The following is a 19,220-nucleotide window of genomic DNA, read 5'->3' on the forward strand; positions in this document are numbered from 1 at the left end:
GTTGGTATAAAATCGGCTGGGTGTTTCTAGCTTTATTTTTACCTATGTCAGATAATTAGAATAGTCTAAAAACAAACTACTACTTAATATGAATAAACTACTACTAGCGATGCTGATGGTGGTAGCTCATTTTTCCTATGCTCAGGAGACTTTTCCTGTAAATGGAGTGAAAGATGAGCGGCCTGGAAGGTTCGCACTCACCAATGCCACAATTTTTGTGGACTATCAAACAACTCTTGAAAATGCCACTTTGCTCATCACAGATGGTAAAGTGGAACGTGTAGGGACGGATATTTCCGTGCCTTCAGGCTATACCATTGTGGATTTGTCTGGAAAATATATCTACCCGGCCATCGTGGAGCCATACACCAACTATGGCGTGCCGGCAGCTAGCAAAAAGAAAAACGGAAATGGTCCGCAATATGAAAGTGAACGTAAAGGGCCTTATGGCTGGAATGATGCCATTCAGAGTACTTACCATGCGGTGAGTGAGTTTGCTCCTAATGATGATAGTGCCGATGAGCTTCGAAAGTTGGGAGTTGGGACCGTAAACGCTTTCCGTGCAAACGGACTCATGAGAGGAACCTCAGTAGTGGCTACGCTTGCAGGTTTGCCAGCACAGGAAGTAGTTGTGAAAGAAAAGGGTGCTGTACATTTCTCTTTCCAAACTGGAACTAGCCAACAAGAATATCCCAATTCTATTATGGGAAAAGTGGCTCTTTTACGACAGACCTACTATGATGCCAAATGGTATCAGAATCAGTCTGAGCAGGTAAACCTAAGCCTGCAAAGTTTTAATGATGCTCAAGACTTACCGCAGGTTTTTGAGGCGAATGGTGGAAAACTCAGAGTTTTACTTGCAGACAAAGTAGGGGATGAGTTTGGTGTTCAGTATATCATCAAAGGAAATGGTGACGAATATCAACGACTAAATGAAATCAAGAAGACAAATGCAAGGTTGATTTTGCCGTTAAATTTCCCTGCAGCTTATGACGTTTCAGATCCATTGGATGCACTGGATGTGTCACTAGCCGATATGAAACACTGGGAGTTAGCTCCGGCAAACCCATCTTTTCTGGCTAAAGCGGGTGTGGAATTTGCACTTACAATGGATGGCTTAAAAGATCGTTCGACATTTTGGAAGAATGTGCGTAAAGCTGTCTCCTATGGCCTTTCAGAAACTGATGCATTGAAGGCAATGACTCAAACACCTGCCAGTATGCTCAGAGTGGACAATCAGGTGGGTAGTTTGAAATCAGGTAAGTTGGCTAATTTCTTTGTGGCAGATAAATCCATTTTCGAAGAGGACGCCAGCATAGAGCAAACCTGGGTGCAAGGTGTACAACACGAATACAAAAAACCGCAACTTCCGGATTATGCGGGCAAATATGAGCTCAATGTAGGAGCACAGTCGTGGGTGATGGAAGTGTCAGGAAAACCGGGAAGCCAGTCAGCAAAGCTGGTAATCAATGATTCCACATCCGTGAAAGTAAAATCCAAGTTTACAGATACGCAGGTGTCGTTTACCTATAAGCAGGAAGATGATGAATCTGAGACACGGTTGAGTGGATGGGTTACGGATGCAGGTTTTTCTGGAAATGGAAGTACGCCTTCCGATACCTGGATTAGCTGGAAAGCTGAGCGGGTGGGAGATCTGGATGAAAAAGAGTCTGAGGAAGCTAAAGAAGATGAAGAAGAGAAGCCTGAATTGGGAGATGTTATTTATCCTTTTGTGGCTTATGGCTGGAAAACTGCCCCACAGCAGGAAAACATACTCTTTAAAAATGCTACAGTGTGGACATTGGAAGATGACGGAAAACTAGAAAATGCGGATGTGCTCATCGAAAATGGGAAAATAGCTGCTGTAGGGACAGATCTAGAGACCAACGGTGCTAAAGTGATAGATGCATCTGGAATGCACTTGACGCCAGGTATTATCGATGAACACTCTCACATCGCATTGTCGTCTGTAAATGAAGGGAGCCATGCCATCACCGCGGAGGTACGTATGTATGATGCGGTAGATTCAGAAGATATAGACATGTACCGTCAGCTGGCGGGGGGAGTTACTGCGGCTCAGCTCCTTCATGGATCGGCTAACCCTGTAGGGGGACAGTCTGCACTGGTCAAATTCCGGTGGGGTGCTAGTCCTGAAAAATTGAAAATAGCAGGAGCTGATGGATTTATCAAATTTGCCCTAGGAGAGAATGTGAAGCAGTCCAACTGGGGTAGCGACTATCGTACCAGATTTCCTCAAACACGGATGGGTGTAGAGCAAGTTTATATGGACGGTTTTACTCGCGCAAAAGAATACGGGGAAGCAAAGGCGCGCTATGCTGCACTGAGTAAGAAGGTACAAGCCAAAACGGCGGCTCCACGTACCGACCTTCAAATGGAAACCTTACTGGAAATCATCAATAAGGAGCGGTTCATTACCTGTCACTCCTATGTACAGTCGGAGATCAATATGCTCATGAAAGTGGCCGAAAAGTTTGATTTTCGGGTAAATACCTTCACTCATATACTGGAAGGCTACAAGGTGGCAGACAAGATGGCTGCTCATGGAGCCGGAGGATCCACATTTGCAGATTGGTGGGCTTACAAGTTTGAAGTGAAAGATGCCATCCCGTACAATGCCTCGCTCATGTCCATGGCAGGAGTGGTTTCGGCTATTAACTCCGATGATGGGGAAATGGCCCGAAGACTTAATCAAGAAGCTGCCAAATCGATAAAATATGGTGGGATGAGTGAAGTAGAAGCACTAAAACTGGTGACACTCAACCCTGCGAAGCTTTTGCATCTAGACGATCAAATGGGTAGCATCAAAGTAGGGAAGGATGCGGATGTGGTACTTTGGGACAACCACCCGCTATCTATTTATGCCCAGGCTGAGATGACACTCGTAGACGGTAAAGTGATGTTTAGCCGTGAGCGTGATGCAGAACTGCGCAAAGAGATTGCTGCGGAGCGTGCACGACTCATTGCTAAAATGATAGCAGCCAAAAACGGTGGTGCCAAGACACAAAAGCCGAAGAAAAAAGAAAAGCATTATTTCGAATGTGAAGACATTATTCACAGCCAAATCCACTAACACACAGAAAGATGAAAAAACTATTTTATAGCTACATAATCCTGATGGTTTGTGCAGTGGCTGTATATGCGCAGGTGCCAGCACCTGCCCCAGCACAGAGCGAACCTATCGCCCTGATGAACGGCACGGCACATTTGGGCAATGGCGAGGTAATCGAAAACTCGATCATTACCTTCAGAGAAGGAAAAATAGAAACAGTGGCACCTGCAGCCAATGTACGTGTGGACCTCACGGAATATCGTCAGATAGATGCTGAAGGTAAGCACATTTACCCTGGTCTGATCAATGCCATGACGAATTTGGGTCTGGAGGAAATAGCCGCGGTTCGTGCTACGCTAGATTACTCCGAGACAGGGAGTTTTAAACCACATGTTCGCACGGCTATTGCATACAATACCGACTCGGAATTGATCCCCACGATGAAATTTACTGGTATACAGATAGCGCAAATCGCACCACGTGGTGGACGTATAGAAGGGACAAGTAGTGTGATGCAACTCGATGCCTGGAACTGGGAAGACGCCCTGTACAAAGAAGATGATGGTGTGCATATGAACTGGCCCAACCGATCGTTTGGTCCTCGCTGGTGGTTAGGCGAAACCAAAAGGCGCGAGAATAAAAAATACGATGAGCAGGTAGAAGAGCTGGTGAAGTTTATCGAAGACACCAAAGCCTATATGGAGTCACCTACCCCTGCTAAAAACCTTAAACTGGAAGCCATGGTGCCCGTACTTACAGGTGAAAAGCAGCTGTATCTTTTTGCCAACAGGCCCAAACAAATCTTGGAGGCCATACAGACATTGAAGCGACTGGAAATACCAAAGCTCGTGCTCACAGGAGCTGAAGACGTATGGTATGTGAAGGACTTGCTGAAAGCGCATAATGTGCCGGTACTGCTCGAAAATGTACACCGCGTACCCAATCGTCCAGAAGAAGACATTGATTTGCCCTATAAGCTGCCTCGTTTACTTCACGAAGAGGGAATTTTGGTGGGACTAACGTATAGTTCAGGTATGCTGGCCAATTCGCGCAACTTGCCGTTTTTTGCAGGGACGGTGGCAGCTCATGGGCTGGACAAAGAGGAGGCACTCAAGCTGATTACCTCTAATACAGCCAAAATATTGGGCATAGACGATCGTACAGGTACGCTGGAAGAAGGAAAAGACGCCAACATCGTAGTGAGCGATGGGGATCTATTGGATATGGGTAGCAATCAAATTGCCTATTCTTTTATCCAGGGCAGGGAGGTGGAGCTCGAAGCGCTCCAGCAGCGACTCTATGAGAAGTTTAAGGCAAAGTATGAAGATTAATTTGTTTTGATGATACAAAAAGGCCGCCCAGCACTTGTGCTGGGCGGCCTTTTTAATTTATATACCATCGTTTCTAGCGGATGATGTCCGCGTATTAAACTTCCCGGTCTACCAGATCAGTTACCACGTAGTACCTTGGATCATCTATCGATTTTTTTATGATGTTTTGGAAGTCAGGGTCTGATTTTACCAACAAGTCCTGGCATTCTGGACTCAGATGTGTGAGTTGTACTTCTTTGCCCTGGTCCAGATATTTCTTCACCAGGTTGCTCAGTGCCTCAATGCCAGAGTGGTCGCTGACTCTTGACTCTATGAAATCTATCTCTACTTTTTGTGGATCTTCTCTCGGATCAAACTTTGAGTTGAATGCCTGTACCGAACCGAAAAACAATGGACCCCAAATTTCATAGACCTTTGTGCCGTCTTCATTGAAGCGCTTGCGAGCACGAATCATGGTGGCATTCTTCCATGCAAAAACCAGGGCAGAAATAATCACACCCGCGATAACCGCTATGGCAAGATCTTGCCATACAGTAATGGCCGAAACTGCTACCAGTACAAATGCGTCGGATTTAGGAATTTTATTGATAATGCGGAAACTACTCCAGGCAAACGTGCCTATCACCACCATAAACATCACACCTACAAGTGCTGCAATAGGGATTTGTTCGATAAGCGAAGCTCCAAATAGGATGAAGCAGAGAAGAGCTACAGCTGCTACAGTACCCGATAGCCTGCCACGGCCACCAGAGTTGACGTTGATTATGGACTGGCCAATCATGGCACAGCCACCCATGCCACCAAACAAGCCATTGATCAGGTTGGCACCACCTTGAGCTACACACTCTCTGTTGCCACTTCCTCTGGTCTCAGTCATTTCATCGATCAAGTTGAGTGTCATTAACGACTCTATGAGCCCTACGGCTGCTAGCAATACCGCAGTGGATATGATCAGTCCCCAGTGCCCCTGTAGCGTATCGAACAAAGTGAAAATTTGAAACTGGAAAGAAGGCAGTGAGCCTTCAAGGCCTGAGCCGCCTCCGTCTTTTATAAATGACCCTACAGTACTCACATCCAGACCACCGAAGATGGTGATAGCAGCTACTACTATTATACCTGTAAGAGCAGCTGGAATTTTGGTCGTGATTTTAGGTAGAAAAAACATAATGGCCATGGTCAGCCCTACCAGCCCAAGCATTATGAATAGCTCCTGGCCTTGAAGCCATTGTTTTTGTCCGTCTACAGTTTCAGTAAACATCCCCAGCTGTGAAAGAAAGATCACAATAGCTAAGCCATTTACAAATCCCATCATCACAGGATGCGGGATAAGGCGTACAAATTTTCCAAGCTTGAGGACGCCAGCGGAAATTTGAATGGCACCTACTATGAGCAATGTGATAAACAGCCATTGAAGTCCCAGGTTTTCGATGGGTTGAGGTAGACTGTCTCCTACGAGGTTGCCCTGCTGGATCATATGGACCATTACGACAGCCATCGCACCCGTAGCCCCTGAAATCATTCCTGGCCTACCACCAAACAGGGAGGTGATCAACCCCATCATAAAAGCTCCATAGAGCCCAACCAAAGGATCTATCCCGGCCACAAAGGCAAATGCAACAGCCTCAGGTACCAAGGCCAGAGCTACGGTGAGTCCTGAGAGGATGTCATTTTTTGGGTTGCTGGTGAAGTTGTGAAAGAGTCTCTTCATTGTGCTGTTTTAGTATCAAAAAGGCCGCAAATTTAGCCTTTTATTTGAACCAAAACACTCAAAGCATCAAAATGCTAATAATTTGACAATATGTGAAGGCTTAGACTGCTGTGGGTTGAGCCATGCTTTCAGCTATGCTATCCCATAAGGCCAGCCGCATGGTTAGTGCTTTTTCTGCCACGAGAGTAGCTTCTTCCCACTTTACCGGGTCGTTTTCACAAAGCTCTGTGACCATTTGTAGAGCTAGTGGTCCGTGGTGGTCTCCGTCTAGTTCGATGTGCCGCTCCAGGTAGTAGCGCAGTTGCTGGTAGGAAGTGTTGTCACGCTTTTCGGAAGCTTGCAAAATCTCAATGAACATGTCAGGAATCAGGTCTTCACGTCCGAACGTGAAGGCCGAAGCTATTTGGTGTGGAGCACCCGTGGCTATAATTTCGAAGGTATAGTTTACGAATGATTGAGTAGCATAGGGTAAATGCTGGGATGCGAGAGCTTCGGATACATTCCTACCATTGCGAATGCTCGATAAAAAGTCAAGAATTTGAGAGGTGTCGGCTCCTATTTCCTGCATGGCGTCCAGGTACATTTCAAAATGGCTACGAGGTACTCCCTGGGCATTTACATCACTCTCTTCACCTAGCACGATCTCATTGATAAAACGAGCCAGTTCTGGATTTTTGGTAGGTACCCAGGGCACATCAGTACATGTGAGCTGCCGTTGTAGCGCTTTGAGCAAAGACATAAAATCCCAAACGGCAAATACATGCTGCTCCATGATCGTTCGAATGTCTGATAAGCTGTGCAGGCTTTTGTATAGAACGTGACTTTTAAGTGCATTCCGGTGTGGAACAAGTGCTTTTTCCAGGTTTTCTGCGTAATTCATTTCAGTGATAAACTTGTCTTTAGCTTTTGATAAAATTTTTCAAAACTAATACGAACCATTCCATTGAAGCGGATTTAATCCAAAAGGAATTTTTTCAAACAAGCAAATATCTGTGGAGCCAGAATGTTTTTGATTTTTAATGGTATTCGAAAATATAATTGCGATGTGTATCGGCTTTCCTATACGGATATTGTGCCCAGTGGCTGAGGGGGAGGCGCGTACCCCGATGGAAAAATGTGCCTTGATATCCCTGTGATTTTAAAAATTCAAACAATTCTCCTGATCGGGCGAGTTGGTCGTGGCACTCAATGATCAATGTTGGGTGGTATCTTTTTAGGGTGGATGTTGCTCCTTTCAAACACTGTAATTCGTGGTTTTCTATGTCGCATTTGATCAGCGAAACAGGGTGTTTTGGAGGGTGATCCTTTACTACATCATCCAGGCGCTTGAGTCGGACCTTTACTTTTTCAGGCTGGTTGGTCACTTCCAGACTAGCACCACCATGGCCGGTAGCTTTTCTGTAGAGCCAGGCTGTAGTATGCTGGTTAGATAGCCCATAATCAAAAATGCGGAGTGAAGAGAGTGAAAAGACCTGTGAGATACGGTGCAGGTGGTCTTTTAGCTCTGGTTGTGGTTCAAAAGCCCAAATAGCTCCTGTATGTAACATTTGTTGGGCAAAGAAAAGTGAATAGATGCCTTTGTTGGCCCCAATATCTAATACGGTTGTGTTTTTCAGGTCGAGAGATCGGATGTATTCAAACGTATCACGTTCTGTTTTTCTTTGGTAGCGATTTAGCCGTACCTTCATTCTGACCCATAGCCACCAGTTCATGCTTTACATCTGATTAGCAAAGTGCTCTTCTAAAATAGCTGTTAGCATTTCTTTTGTTAGTGGTTTGTTTTTGAAGCCATTTACGGCTTTTAAGTCGCGAGCTCTGTCCATGTCCGCGGGGTTAGGGGAGGTGGTGAGCATCATGAGTATGACTCGACCTTTTTGTCTGTTTTCTAATTTTTCATATTCCTCTAAAAACTCCCACCCATTCATTTTTGGCATGTTGATGTCCAAAAAAATGAGATCAGGCTGCGGGTCGCCAATAGACTCTCGTGATTCTAGATACTCCAGAGCTTCCAGTCCATTGTTTTTTACAACGATCTTTTCAGTGCATTCCATTTTATTGATGAGAATCTCGTGGATGAAGTTGGTGGCTTTGTCATCATCGATCAGGAGAATACTTTTGAGTTTTGTTGTCATGTAGTTAGGAGTGATGGATTACGATTAAACTTAGGTAAGAAATGTCGGTTTGTAAAATCAGGGGTGAAAAATTGTGAAGATATTTTAAAGTAAGGCAGCGCCAAATACACCTGCGCTATCCCCTAGTTTGGGCTTGATAATAGGCGTATGAAACGATGGATTAAACACGTGTTTTTTTACAGATTCCACTCCCAGGGTATAGAGGATATCCAGGTTGCTTACTCCACCTCCCAGCACGATCACATCCGGATCTAATACATTGATAATATTGCTCAGTCCTAAACCAAAAAAGTGGATAAGTCGCTCCATGGTTTGGTTGGCCACTTCATCAGTGCCGGCGTTGTAGGCAGCATAGATGTCTTTCAGTGATCGCTTTACTCCTGACTGTTCTTCGTAGAATCGTTCTAGAGATGGTCCTGCCAGTATTCTTTCAGTACAGCCCGTGTCACCACAGTAGCATTTACCCCCACTAGCATCCAGGTGAGCATGGCCCCATTCGCCACCGATACCGTGTCGTCCGTTTAGTACTTTCCCATCGATAACGATGCCTCCACCCGTGCCTGTGCCCATAATCACCCCAAACACCACACTGGCATCAGGGTATTGATCCTTTACTGCACCCATTTGCGCTTCTGCAAGTGCAAAGCAGTTGGCATCATTGGCTATTTTTACGGGTATGCTCAGCGCCTTTTGAAGTTCTGAGTAAAACGGTTGATTGTTGATAGCTTGCGTGTTGCTGTTTTTTAGTAGACCAGTTTGAGGGTCTACAGAGCCCGGAGTGCCAATTCCTAATTGCTTGGGGCTTGATCCTGTTTCAGTGCGACACAGGTCTATGGCCAGTCCTATTTGAGAAATGATATGTTGCATGCCCTTTGCTGCTTCAGTGGGCACACGTTTCCGAGCCAATACCTGATGTTGTTCATCCAGTACTGCACATTCGATTTTTGTTCCTCCCAGGTCTACTCCCCAATACATGGCTATTCTGTTGATTTCTATCGGCGAAATTATACCAAAAATTGAAAGAAGTTATTTACAGCAAATCATGTTTCTGGTAAATATATTTTCTAAATAATGGTCTAATTGCTGCTTATGTGAATTTACTGATAGTCTATAACACCATTTGACCATTAAATTCTACCAGGTCACCCTACTTGTTACGGGTGAACGCGTGATTTAGCCCATCTTTGAAGTAGGTTTTTTCATAGTGAAGTTGTTTGCCTTCTTGATTGGTTAGGTTAGGAAAAAGACTTGAAGGCAGACTCGCCCCGAACATCCTTGTTCGGGGTAATTTATTTGTGGTATTTGGGTTTACCCAAACGGAAAAACTTTCTACTGGTAGGGTAAAGTGGGTGTCTTGACGAACAATGTTGTCATTTTGATTCATCAGCATGTAAATTGTAGGTGCTCTTGGGTATAAGAGCATTAGCGGAAATGAGCAGATTGGAGAAGTTGAAGAAAACGAAAAAGCCAGCTACAGTAGCGGTGGTATCAGCCATGTTATTGTTGCTGATGGGTGCCTATGCCACCTATCTGAGTTACAAGATAGGGTGGAAGGAGCATGAGCGTGAGACTGTGCGCACACTTCAGCGTTTGGAAGAGCAAGTGGAGCATGCCTTAAGCTACTGTAATTCTGCTGCATTGCTACTGGCCTATACTGTGGATGACAATGGTGTGGCTACCAACTTCGATTCGGTAGCCAAAAGTCTCATGACAGCTGCTAGCTACTACGATGTTTTAGAACTTCAAGCCAATGGAGTAATTACGCATATCTACCCTATGACTGGCAATGAAAGTGCCATGGGCTACGATATTCTCCAGGATCCCAATCGAAATAAAGAAGCCCTAAAGGCGATCGAGCGAAAGCACATGTACTATGCTGGGCCATTTGAGCTAAAGCAAGGGGGGCAGGCCATAGTAGGACGGCTTCCTATTTTTATAGATAATAATTTTTGGGGCTTCTCGGCCGTGATCATCAGTTTGGAGAAATTTCTAAACAACTCAGGTATAGATCAGGTAACCGGTGGTAAGTATCATGTGCAGTTTGCAAAGATTAATCCCAATACCGGCGAAGAAGAGTTTTTTTTACCTAGAAAAGAAGGGTATCCCAACTCAGCCAGCGAAAAGGTAGTAATTAGTCAGGGAGGCTGGGTCTTATATGTGGATCCTGTAGGAGGGTTTACAGGTTGGGTTTTTGTTATCCCAATGGGTATTCTTAGTATGTGTTTGGCTATTGTTGGCGGTTTTTTCATCAATGAATTATTAAAAAGGCCACGTGAGCTCGAAAGGCAATTGGTGGAGCACTCCGAAGAGCTCATCAAGAGTGAGCGAAAATTCAGATCTATTTTTGAGCAGGCTGCCATAGGTGTGGCCCATGTCAATGTGATGACCGGCCATTACCTGGCTGTGAATCAGCGCTTTTGTGAAATGCTCGGCTATAATGAGGAGGAGATGATGTCATTGTCTTTTTCTCAAATTACCCATAGGGACGATCTGGAAGAGAGTATCAACAACCTAATGGATCTGCGAAATGGAGACATACTGGAGTTTTCACTTGAAAAACGGTTTATTCGTAAGAATGGTACTCAGGTGTGGGCGAATGTTACCGTATCTCCCATGTGGAAGCAGCCCGAGCTTCCATCTTCATACATAGCCATAGTAGAGGACATCTCTGAGAAAAAGAATTTTCAGGAACGCATACTGGAAAGTTCACTACAGGCTCAGGAACGCGAGAAAAACAGGATAGCTCGTGAGTTGCATGACGGCATAGTGCAGGAGCTTGTAGCTTGTGGTATTCAGGCGGAGAGTCTGGTCAATGTTTTGAACTCACCGCCAGACTTAATGGAGCGCATTGCGCAATTGATAGCTACCATCAAGAAAGTGACAAACGACACGCGCGGGCTTTCTCATAACCTGTTGTCGGCAGATATGAACGAAATGACGCTTGTCGACTTATTAAATCGCCTGGAGCATCAGCTCAAAAGCCTGTCTGCTGTAGACTTGCGAATGGAGGTACACCTGGAATGTGACGATGACCTGATTTCTAAAGCTGTAAAAATCAATATATACCGGGCCGTTCAAGAGCTCACGACCAATATAATCAAACATGCTTCTGCTACGTTCGCAGTTATTAGCGTAGAGCAAATTGGAGATCAGATATTTGTTACAGTTCGTGACAATGGAGTTGGCCTCAAAAACGAGCCGCGAGAAGGTATAGGGTGGTACAATATCAAAAGCAGAATCAGTAAAATAGGAGGTAGATTAGAGTATAATCAGCCAGATAGTGGTGGTTTGGAAGTTAGCTTTCATGTACCCATTTTAGAGCCTGCCGTATATTCTACGCTACATCAGCCATCATCACCCAATGAAGCACGGCCTCTCATTTAAGGTCGGTCATGAAGGTACGTGAGCATTCAAGTAAATTTTGCATATCCTATCACAAAACTTGTAGATATTCGTTTACTTGGTAGAAAATCTAAATAGAATCACAGGGAAACATCTGTGTGTTTTTAAATTAACAACCAATGCATATGAAAAAAGGATTATTACTCGCTACAGCTTTGTTGCTTTCTGTTTTTGCTTTTTCTCAGGCTAAAGTTGAATTCGGATTAAAAGGAGGGCTAAACCTGGCCAAAGTAAATACTGAGGATGCTGTCGCCAATTATGAAAATGCTACGGGCTATCACGCTGGTGCGTATTCGTTGATCAAAGTGGCTAACGTAGGGATCCAGCCTGAATTGCTGTACTCCACGCGTGGTACCGAGGTGGATTTTAATTCCGTGTCACAGGATTTTAAGCAGGAGTATGTGTATTTAGACATTCCTGTTATGTTAAAACTGTACGCTGTTGCAGGCCTTAATTTACAAGTAGGACCTCAGTTTGGTATGCTGCTATCTGTAGATGGAAAGACGCAGGATGCCAATGGAAATACGGTAGCTATCAGCAAGGACAGCTATAAAAATTCCGACATCAGCGCTGCTTTTGGAGCAGGATGGGATGCACCTTTCGGGCTCAACTTTTCTGCACGATACATTCTTGGACTTACTGATGTAAATAGCGGTGATGAAGAAGCCAAGAATCGCACATTTCAGGTCTCTTTAGGATTTAGACTCTTCAAAGTAGGGAAGTAGATTAGATAAATACGAAATCAGGATATATGATGCCGCCACAAACCTTGATTTGTGGCGGTTTTTTTATTTCTAGATGTCTTTGAAATCTTCCTCAGTGGTCCCAGCACTAAAATGGCGGATATTATATGTAAAGGTCAGCATGAAATACCGCTCCAATACAGTGGACTCTCTGTCTTCCACATAAAGCTCCGAAAACTGTCTACTCACGTTGTTGTTTTGCGCAAATAAGTCGTAGACATTGATGCTGATCTCGGCTTTGTCATCTTTAAGGAATTTCTTGCCAGCACTCATGTTTAGTAAGAAAGAGGTGTTGTCATATCCTTCTGCAAGACCTGTGTTTAACTGGTGTTTCAAGTCTGCTCTGTACACAAACCCATCCCCAAAGACCCAGCGATATTTAAAGCGAGTGGTTTGATAGAAAAACCGATTATCTATACTTGGTCTAAGAGAGTTTTCCACTCTCCTGAAGTTTGAGCGTGTAGATAGGTTAAAGTCTAGCCGCTCACTAATGTTGCTATTGATTGAGAACCCAAGTCGATAGTTGCTGGAGATGGTATTGCTGATTTGTTCGTTTACTACCCCAGGGTTTTGCATAAAAGTATATCCACCGTTCACACGAAAATTTGATTGCAATAGCTCCACAGGTTCTCCATAGCTGAAATAGCTGTGAATTTTATAATACCCGTCCACATTGATAGGCCGGGTAAATCGTGTTCCATTATCTATTTCCACACCGTCAGCTACTTCTGTTTTTTCGGTAGCTATCATGGTGGCACTTCTGATCAGGTTGGTAGCAAAACTGGTGGAAACTGAAGCATACATGCTTTTGCCAGTTTCCATATCGTTTGACCAGAAGCGTGTGCGTGCCCAATGATGGAAGGACTGGTCCAGGTCCGGGTTTCCTGTTTGTATATGAAGCGGATTAGAGTTGTCAATTACACTTTGCAATTGGCCAATAGATGGCTCCTGAGTCCAGGTGTTGTAATTGAACTGAACACGCTGATTGTCATTGAACTGGTAGTCAACTCTCGCAGATGGCAACAAGCTGATAAATACCCTGCTTTGGTGAAACTTCTCAGGAAATACCTGGTCGTTGCGCATATCGGTCATTTGGTATTCACCTTCTACCTGTAGTCTTAGTTTGTTTTTGTTAAACTGATAGCCAACTTCTATTTGCTGTTGCATGTATTGGCTCTGAAAAGTGTTGCTCAATGCAGTGTCCAATACCTTTTGCTCCTCAGTAGCCAGCTCATAGGTGAGTTTGTTTGAGTCGTTGATTTTGTCACCTATCTGGTACTCCAGCTCCATCATGCCGTGTTTCCCTACGGGTTCTGTATATGACGTCTGTACACGCCAGGATAGCGCACTACGATCTCGCGTGGTTTCCTGGTTGAGGAGGTCTACACTGTCTTCTTCGGCATAATAGATGTTTTCAGCCTGTCTGCCAGAAAAGTCTTCATTGGTATGCCATCCGGTATGTAGGTGCGTGGTAAGTGTCCTTCCTTGTTTATCAAATTTTTTGCTAAAGAAGAGACTGTTGTTGTAGTCGTAATCCTGAAAATTACCGATTGCCGTATTCTCAGTTTCATTAATAGGAGCACCATTGCTGGTTGTTTTTCCATCAAAATTGTTGATGCGGTTTTGATGCTTTAGAGAGATCACCGGACGCATGAGGAAGGTGGTCTGCTCGTCATGTTTGTATTCTATTTTCCCCCTGAACCTGTGTTCCCACGCTGTTCTGTTGTAATAGCTATTCTCATCATAAATCTGCCCAGAATCAGAAGTGATGGTGTAGTCTCGAAGCTTTTGTTGGTTTTCTTCACGATTTTGATGTGAAAACTGATAGCTCGCGTTCACTTCTAATTTGTCCCCGATATCGTCACCAAAGTTGATGCCTATGTTGTTTGTTTTGATGAGTCCGTTTTGATCCAGTCCGTCACCTATATTCGTGGGGTCTGCTGTATATCTCGTAGTGTTGATGTTGTTGCTAAGGCCTGTTACAGTTACGCGTCGGTCGTTGTTAAAAAAATTGACGCTGGCTCCAGCGCGGTAGGTGCCGTTGGTGCCAACTCCTGCGTTGGATTTTCCAAATTGACCAACTCTACGGCTTGGTTTGGTAATGATGTTGATGGTTTTTTGTTGGTTGCCATCATCAAACCCACTTAATGCCGCCTTATCACTTTTTTTATCGAAAATTTGTACACTAGCCACTACATCCGCGGGGAGGTTTTGAAGAGCCGTTTTTACATCTCCCCCAAAGAAGGGTTTTCCATCCACAAGGATGACCTGTATATCTTCTCCGTTGGCTTGTAGTTTGCCATCCTCTGTAGCGATTCCCGGTAGCTTTTCTATGAGCTCCTGACTTGATGCATCTGGAGCCGTTTTGTAGGCTTTGGCACTAAACTCCGACGTGTCACCTTTCTGCATGGCTGCCACTGCTGGTGCGGATATTTGAACGGCATCCAGTACTTTGGTGTTTTCTACCAGCAATATATCACCCAGGTTGGTATCCTTAGTGATGGCTATTTGTTGTTTATAGGCATGAAACCCAACAAAATTGGCCTGTAAGATGTATTCTCCTTTCTGGATATCAGAAATTTTAAATTTCCCATCCAGGTCGGTAACGGTTCCTTTTACTGTGGTAGAGTCTTTAGGACTAAGGAGCACCACCGATGCTCCGGGAAATGTGGAGTTGTCTGATTCGCTTTTTACGACTCCAGATATGGAATACTCTTGAGCAAAAAGTGATGTGATGCAAGACAGGCAGGTCAGGGTTGCCAAAATGTACTTCATTGCGTTTTCCTTTTATTTGATTCGTTAATTTGGTGGTTTACGAATGCTCATTTTCGGGAAATAAAGACACTCAAGTCAACTAAGCATCAAGTGTCTTCAAGGGTATAACGATTATAGGCAAAAACCTTGCCTCAATTTGAGATATTATGCAAAAGGCTAATTTTTTCTCGATTTTGCGTATAGTCCCACCAGTCCCACGGTCGGTCCTATGCACATCAATAGAAAATTTAGAGGAGAGCTAATTATGGCTTCCAGATAGGCGAGGAGCTGTAGGCTGACGATCGTGATGCCAAATCCAATGCTGTTGACAATGGTCAGCGCGCTGCCTCGCAGGTGGGCGGGTGCATTTTGAGCAATCAGCGTAGAAAACAGTGGTGAGTCCGCTACTACACTGATGCCCCAAATCATAATTACTACGATCGATATCATTGGGAAATTTAAACAGTAGATAATAGCCGCGCAGCATATTCCTGAAATAGCCAGAGCCCAGGTTGCAATGGTTTTGCTGCCAAAAGGTACTGCCAGATAGCCTGCCAAAATACAGCCAATACCACCGGACCCAATGACTATGAAGGAAAGTAAAGAGATGTCTGCGTCGGGCAATGCATAGCGGAGGAGCATAGGGACAAAAGCCCAAAAAGTATATAATTCCCACATATGGCCAAAGTACCCTACAGCGGCTTGTCTAAACTTGACTTGCAGAAATAGTCTTGCAATGGCTGTAGGGTTCATTGATTTCGACGCATGTCGGTAGGGGCCGTCAGGTACCGCAGTGCCAATAGCCAACCCACCAATGATCGCGAGCAATGAAGTACCGTAGAAGACATACTCCCATGGGGTCTGGCTAAGGATGCTTCGCAGTAGGTGAGGGAAAGCCGTTCCGAGCACCAGGGCGCCCACCAAATAACCAAGCGATTTACCTAAGCCACTTTGGAAGTGATCAGCTGCGATTTTCATACCCACAGGATAAATGCCGGCGAGACAAAAGCCCGTAATGAAACGAAGCAATAGAATAGAATAATAGCTATTGATAGGTAGGGGACAAAGCAAGTTGAATATCGCCCCTAGAAAAGCACAAAGCATGAAAACTTTAGAAGGAGAATATCTATCTGCAATCAGGAAGAAAGCAAATACCAGCGTGCCCACAATAAAACCTAGCTGCACGGAAGATGTGAGGTTTCCTACAGCAGTGGAGGTCATATTAAAGACCTCCTGAAGCTGGGGAAGAACAGCATTGCCAGCAAACCACAAGGAGGTACAGGCAAACTGACTACAAACAATTATGGGCAAAACACTGACAGGAGCAGAGGCTGATTTTGACATGTCCCCGCAAAGATAACTCCTCAGGCCTTATAGCCGGGTGTTCAGAATGTTGTTGTAAATAGAGCCAAACGTATAGCTCACGCCAGCGCCTACAGACAGGCGATAGTTGGTAGCGATCGCCCGTTGTTGGAGGATGATGTCCTCCAATGATGCATCGCCCTGTTCCAGGTTGATTTGGTCGCGAATCATATCGAAACTTGCGTTTACCCGTACCGAGAACCCTTTGAAAACCCGCACAGCAGCACTGTTGTTCATGCTAAGTCGGTTTTTAGAGAAATCGTTTAAAAAGTTTGAAGCACTTACTCCAGAATAGAGGTTGCCCCAGTTTTTACGAAAGCGTACATTGAGAGAAAAAGACTGGCTTGGGTAACGATCCTCGTTTACGTCGTATATCGTGGTTTTGAGGTATTTCTGATGGTTGTATCCTACTTTATATGCCAGTGTAACCTCCTTGGTGAGCACCTCTCTATAGTCAAAGAAGCTATATTCTACAGCTGGTGAGATATTGGTTTTCACCTGAATATTATCCACCGTGTTCGAGCTGATACTGGAGAAAATTCCTGCAGACCAGTGATCGCCCAGACTTTTCACTACGCTGGCAGCGGTATACTTCCAGTCACGAATGCTTGTAAACTCCTCGTCGTTCTCATCTATTTTTAGGATGTTTCTATTGAAATGCGCATCCAGTCTTACTCTCCAGTTTTCGGTCACCTTATCACCTTCGGCACCCATGCGGGTATTTAGTTCGTTCCTGGTGTCCTGATCTCTCATGTTGAAATTACCATAGATTTCAAAAATCCAGTTGTTCCAGGGGTCATCCACAGTGGTGCTATTGGCTTCTTCGCTTTGTAAAACTTCTACTATCAGCTGATCAGCCATATTGGTGTGCATCATGTAGGGGATAAAACCATTGATAACCGCTTTGAGTAGCTTATCCCGCAATTCATTGGAGGTTAGCGTGCGAGAGAAATCTACATCAAAGGTGTTGTTGATTCCTTCAAACTGGCCTTTGCCCGTATATTCCAGGTTGTAAATTACGCTGGAAGGATTTCCTGAGGTATTGACCAAAAGGTATACATCTGCAAGATTTTGATCACGGACATGGTCCAAAAACAGTGTGTTTTGTCGGATGTAACTGTCATTGCAGCCGCGGCAATCTATGTTGACTTTAAGTTTTGATGAAGATTCTTGAGCAGTGCCTAAAAAGGTGAAAAAAAGGGCCAAACCCGTTAGCATGGCCGGAAGTGCTTTGTAAGTCATTGGTTGGTAAAATTGAGTTTTTTCGATGTTTCGCAGGTTTACAGCGAAAAATGTCAAATTGACATCAAATACCGTGCCTTTATTGGTGGTTGTTCGATTGTGAATTGATTTTATCGTGCTTTAGCCAATTATAAGTGGGTGTAAGGTATTTGTAAGCTCCTTTAAAAGCTTCTTTTGATTTCTTCTAGCCAACTTCACAATTGCTCATAGCGACCAAAACACCAAACTATGTTTGAATTTATATGGCTTTTATGTTTCATTGGCTTTTGGAGTGGATTGCTGATCCTCTTATATACTTACTTAGGCTACGGAGGGGTAATCTATTTGATCAATACCTTTCGACCTTCAGCAAAAAACGCTAAAAACTTCATGAAGGAATGGCCACAAACCACTTTCCTTATCGCCGCGTACAACGAAGAAGCCTACATACGGGATAAAATCATCAATACGCTCAACCTGGAATACCCCAAAGACAAAATGGATATTTGGGTGGTAACAGATGGCTCTTCAGACAATACAGCTGCTATTGTAAGGGAGTTTCCGGCAGTAAAACTATTCCACAAAAATGAACGCAGAGGGAAAATTCACGCCGTAAATCGTGTAATGCGTTTTGTGAAAAGTCCCATCGTGGTGTTTTCAGATGCCAATACCATGCTAAATGTACAAGCACTACAAAACATGGTAAGACACTATTCGGACCCTAAGGTAGGAGGTGTTTCAGGGGAAAAGCGCATAGTAGACTTAGAAGAAGATAACGCAAGCGGCTCTGGTGAAGGGCTGTACTGGAAGTACGAATCATTTCTAAAGAAAATGGATTCTGACTTAAACTCTATTGTAGGCTCTGCTGGAGAACTCTTTTCAGTAAGAACATCACTTTATGAATACCCTCCGTCGGATATGGTTATAGAGGATTTCTTCATTTCAATGAAAATAGCAGCCAAGGGATATCGCTTCGTTTACGAACCAGCGGCTATGGCTACTGAGACAGCATCCGCTACTGTGGAAGATGAATGGAAGCGTAAAGTGCGAATTTCTGCAGGAGGACTTCAAGCCATAGCCAGACTGAAAGACTTGCTCAATCCCTGGAAGTATGGAGTACTCACTTTCCAGTATGTATCTCATCGAGTACTTCGGTGGACATTAGCACCTTTGGCATTACTGGTGGTGTTTATTACGAACATTTGGTTGGCCGTGGAGGCACCATTCGTTCTTTATGACTGGTTATTGATTGGTCAGTTGCTTTTCTATAGCCTGGCATTCGTAGGATTCCTTTTGCGAAACGAAAAGGTGGGGATCAAGGGTTTTTTTGTTCCTTTTTATTTCTCCATGATGAATTTTTCGGTGTATGCGGGCTTTATCCGCTATGTCAGAAAAGAGCAGGCAGTAACCTGGGAAAAAACACGTAGAGCTGCCGCTTGACCGTGGGGGTAGTTCCAAAAAGTTCTTGAAACTATTTAGTCGGAGAATTGTTACCCC

Annotated in this window: 13 protein-coding genes; 5 read left to right on the plus strand and 8 right to left on the minus strand. The window is 44.3% G+C overall.

Features of this window, described 5'->3' with window-relative positions:
- Positions 1–88 precede the first annotated feature (88 nt).
- Entirely contained in the window at positions 89–3,091 is a 3,003-nt protein-coding gene (locus C7460_RS16695) for an amidohydrolase family protein (RefSeq protein ID WP_115869270.1), read from the plus strand.
- Positions 3,092–3,102: 11 nt separating this feature from the next.
- Positions 3,103–4,401, plus strand: a complete 1,299-nt coding sequence (locus C7460_RS16700) for an amidohydrolase family protein (RefSeq protein ID WP_115869271.1) — start codon at positions 3,103–3,105, stop codon at positions 4,399–4,401.
- A 94-nt stretch (positions 4,402–4,495) separates the two neighbouring features.
- Here the strand turns inward: C7460_RS16700 and C7460_RS16705 are convergent, their stop codons facing one another.
- The 5 genes from C7460_RS16705 to C7460_RS16725 form a co-directional block, all read right to left on the minus strand.
- Positions 4,496–6,109 (minus strand): SulP family inorganic anion transporter, encoded by a 1,614-nt coding sequence (locus C7460_RS16705; protein ID WP_115869272.1) that lies wholly within the window; start codon positions 6,107–6,109, stop codon positions 4,496–4,498.
- 100 nt (positions 6,110–6,209) lie between these two features.
- Positions 6,210–6,989, minus strand: coding sequence for a DUF3050 domain-containing protein (locus C7460_RS16710; RefSeq protein WP_115869273.1), 780 nt, complete (start codon positions 6,987–6,989; stop codon positions 6,210–6,212).
- A 136-nt stretch (positions 6,990–7,125) separates the two neighbouring features.
- The gene (locus tag C7460_RS16715) at positions 7,126–7,821 is read right to left on the minus strand and encodes an FkbM family methyltransferase (protein ID WP_115869274.1); all 696 of its coding nucleotides are present in this window, start codon (positions 7,819–7,821) and stop codon (positions 7,126–7,128) included.
- A gap of 3 nt (positions 7,822–7,824) precedes the next feature.
- Complete coding sequence (locus tag C7460_RS16720; RefSeq protein WP_115869275.1) at positions 7,825–8,241, minus strand: response regulator; 417 nt, start codon at positions 8,239–8,241, stop codon at positions 7,825–7,827.
- 84 nt (positions 8,242–8,325) lie between these two features.
- Positions 8,326–9,216 (minus strand): ROK family protein, encoded by an 891-nt coding sequence (locus tag C7460_RS16725; protein WP_115869276.1) that lies wholly within the window; start codon positions 9,214–9,216, stop codon positions 8,326–8,328.
- A gap of 456 nt (positions 9,217–9,672) precedes the next feature.
- Here C7460_RS16725 and C7460_RS16735 point away from each other — a divergent pair, with 456 nt between their 5' ends.
- A complete protein-coding gene (locus tag C7460_RS16735; RefSeq protein ID WP_115869278.1) occupies positions 9,673–11,625 on the plus strand; it encodes a PAS domain S-box protein in 1,953 nt (650 codons plus the stop codon).
- A 143-nt stretch (positions 11,626–11,768) separates the two neighbouring features.
- Positions 11,769–12,368 carry a porin family protein gene (locus tag C7460_RS16740; RefSeq protein WP_170148057.1) on the plus strand — a complete coding sequence of 200 codons (600 nt, stop codon included), beginning with the start codon at positions 11,769–11,771 and terminating at the stop codon, positions 12,366–12,368.
- Positions 12,369–12,437: 69 nt separating this feature from the next.
- Here C7460_RS16740 and C7460_RS16745 read toward each other — a convergent pair whose 3' ends face one another.
- From C7460_RS16745 to C7460_RS16755, 3 genes are all read right to left on the minus strand, one after another.
- Positions 12,438–15,161 (minus strand): outer membrane beta-barrel protein, encoded by a 2,724-nt coding sequence (locus C7460_RS16745; protein ID WP_115869280.1) that lies wholly within the window; start codon positions 15,159–15,161, stop codon positions 12,438–12,440.
- 156 nt (positions 15,162–15,317) lie between these two features.
- Positions 15,318–16,484, minus strand: coding sequence for an MFS transporter (locus C7460_RS16750; protein WP_115869281.1), 1,167 nt, complete (start codon positions 16,482–16,484; stop codon positions 15,318–15,320).
- A 27-nt stretch (positions 16,485–16,511) separates the two neighbouring features.
- On the minus strand, positions 16,512–17,744 hold the full coding sequence (locus tag C7460_RS16755; RefSeq protein WP_147302992.1) for a hypothetical protein: 1,233 nt from the start codon (positions 17,742–17,744) through the stop codon (positions 16,512–16,514).
- 228 nt (positions 17,745–17,972) lie between these two features.
- Here C7460_RS16755 and C7460_RS16760 point away from each other — a divergent pair, with 228 nt between their 5' ends.
- Positions 17,973–19,163 (plus strand): glycosyltransferase family 2 protein, encoded by a 1,191-nt coding sequence (locus C7460_RS16760; RefSeq protein WP_115869283.1) that lies wholly within the window; start codon positions 17,973–17,975, stop codon positions 19,161–19,163.
- Positions 19,164–19,220 lie beyond the last annotated feature (57 nt).

The sequence above is a fragment of the Marinoscillum furvescens DSM 4134 genome, from assembly GCF_003386095.1.
Lineage (GTDB): Bacteria > Bacteroidota > Bacteroidia > Cytophagales > Cyclobacteriaceae > Marinoscillum > Marinoscillum furvescens.

What these genes read in the sequence shown, in the direction of transcription:
- C7460_RS16695 (WP_115869270.1), top strand. Translation starts at nt 89, where the DNA reads ATGAATAAACTACTACTAGCGATGCTGATGGTGGTAGCTCATTTTTCC.
- C7460_RS16700 (WP_115869271.1), top strand. Translation starts at nt 3,103, where the DNA reads ATGAAAAAACTATTTTATAGCTACATAATCCTGATGGTTTGTGCAGTG.
- C7460_RS16705 (WP_115869272.1), bottom strand. Translation starts at nt 6,109, where the DNA reads ATGAAGAGACTCTTTCACAACTTCACCAGCAACCCAAAAAATGACATC.
- C7460_RS16710 (WP_115869273.1), bottom strand. Translation starts at nt 6,989, where the DNA reads ATGAATTACGCAGAAAACCTGGAAAAAGCACTTGTTCCACACCGGAAT.
- C7460_RS16715 (WP_115869274.1), bottom strand. Translation starts at nt 7,821, where the DNA reads ATGAACTGGTGGCTATGGGTCAGAATGAAGGTACGGCTAAATCGCTAC.
- C7460_RS16720 (WP_115869275.1), bottom strand. Translation starts at nt 8,241, where the DNA reads ATGACAACAAAACTCAAAAGTATTCTCCTGATCGATGATGACAAAGCC.
- C7460_RS16725 (WP_115869276.1), bottom strand. Translation starts at nt 9,216, where the DNA reads ATGTATTGGGGAGTAGACCTGGGAGGAACAAAAATCGAATGTGCAGTA.
- C7460_RS16735 (WP_115869278.1), top strand. Translation starts at nt 9,673, where the DNA reads ATGAGCAGATTGGAGAAGTTGAAGAAAACGAAAAAGCCAGCTACAGTA.
- C7460_RS16740 (WP_170148057.1), top strand. Translation starts at nt 11,769, where the DNA reads ATGAAAAAAGGATTATTACTCGCTACAGCTTTGTTGCTTTCTGTTTTT.
- C7460_RS16745 (WP_115869280.1), bottom strand. Translation starts at nt 15,161, where the DNA reads ATGAAGTACATTTTGGCAACCCTGACCTGCCTGTCTTGCATCACATCA.
- C7460_RS16750 (WP_115869281.1), bottom strand. Translation starts at nt 16,484, where the DNA reads ATGTCAAAATCAGCCTCTGCTCCTGTCAGTGTTTTGCCCATAATTGTT.
- C7460_RS16755 (WP_147302992.1), bottom strand. Translation starts at nt 17,744, where the DNA reads ATGACTTACAAAGCACTTCCGGCCATGCTAACGGGTTTGGCCCTTTTT.
- C7460_RS16760 (WP_115869283.1), top strand. Translation starts at nt 17,973, where the DNA reads ATGTTTGAATTTATATGGCTTTTATGTTTCATTGGCTTTTGGAGTGGA.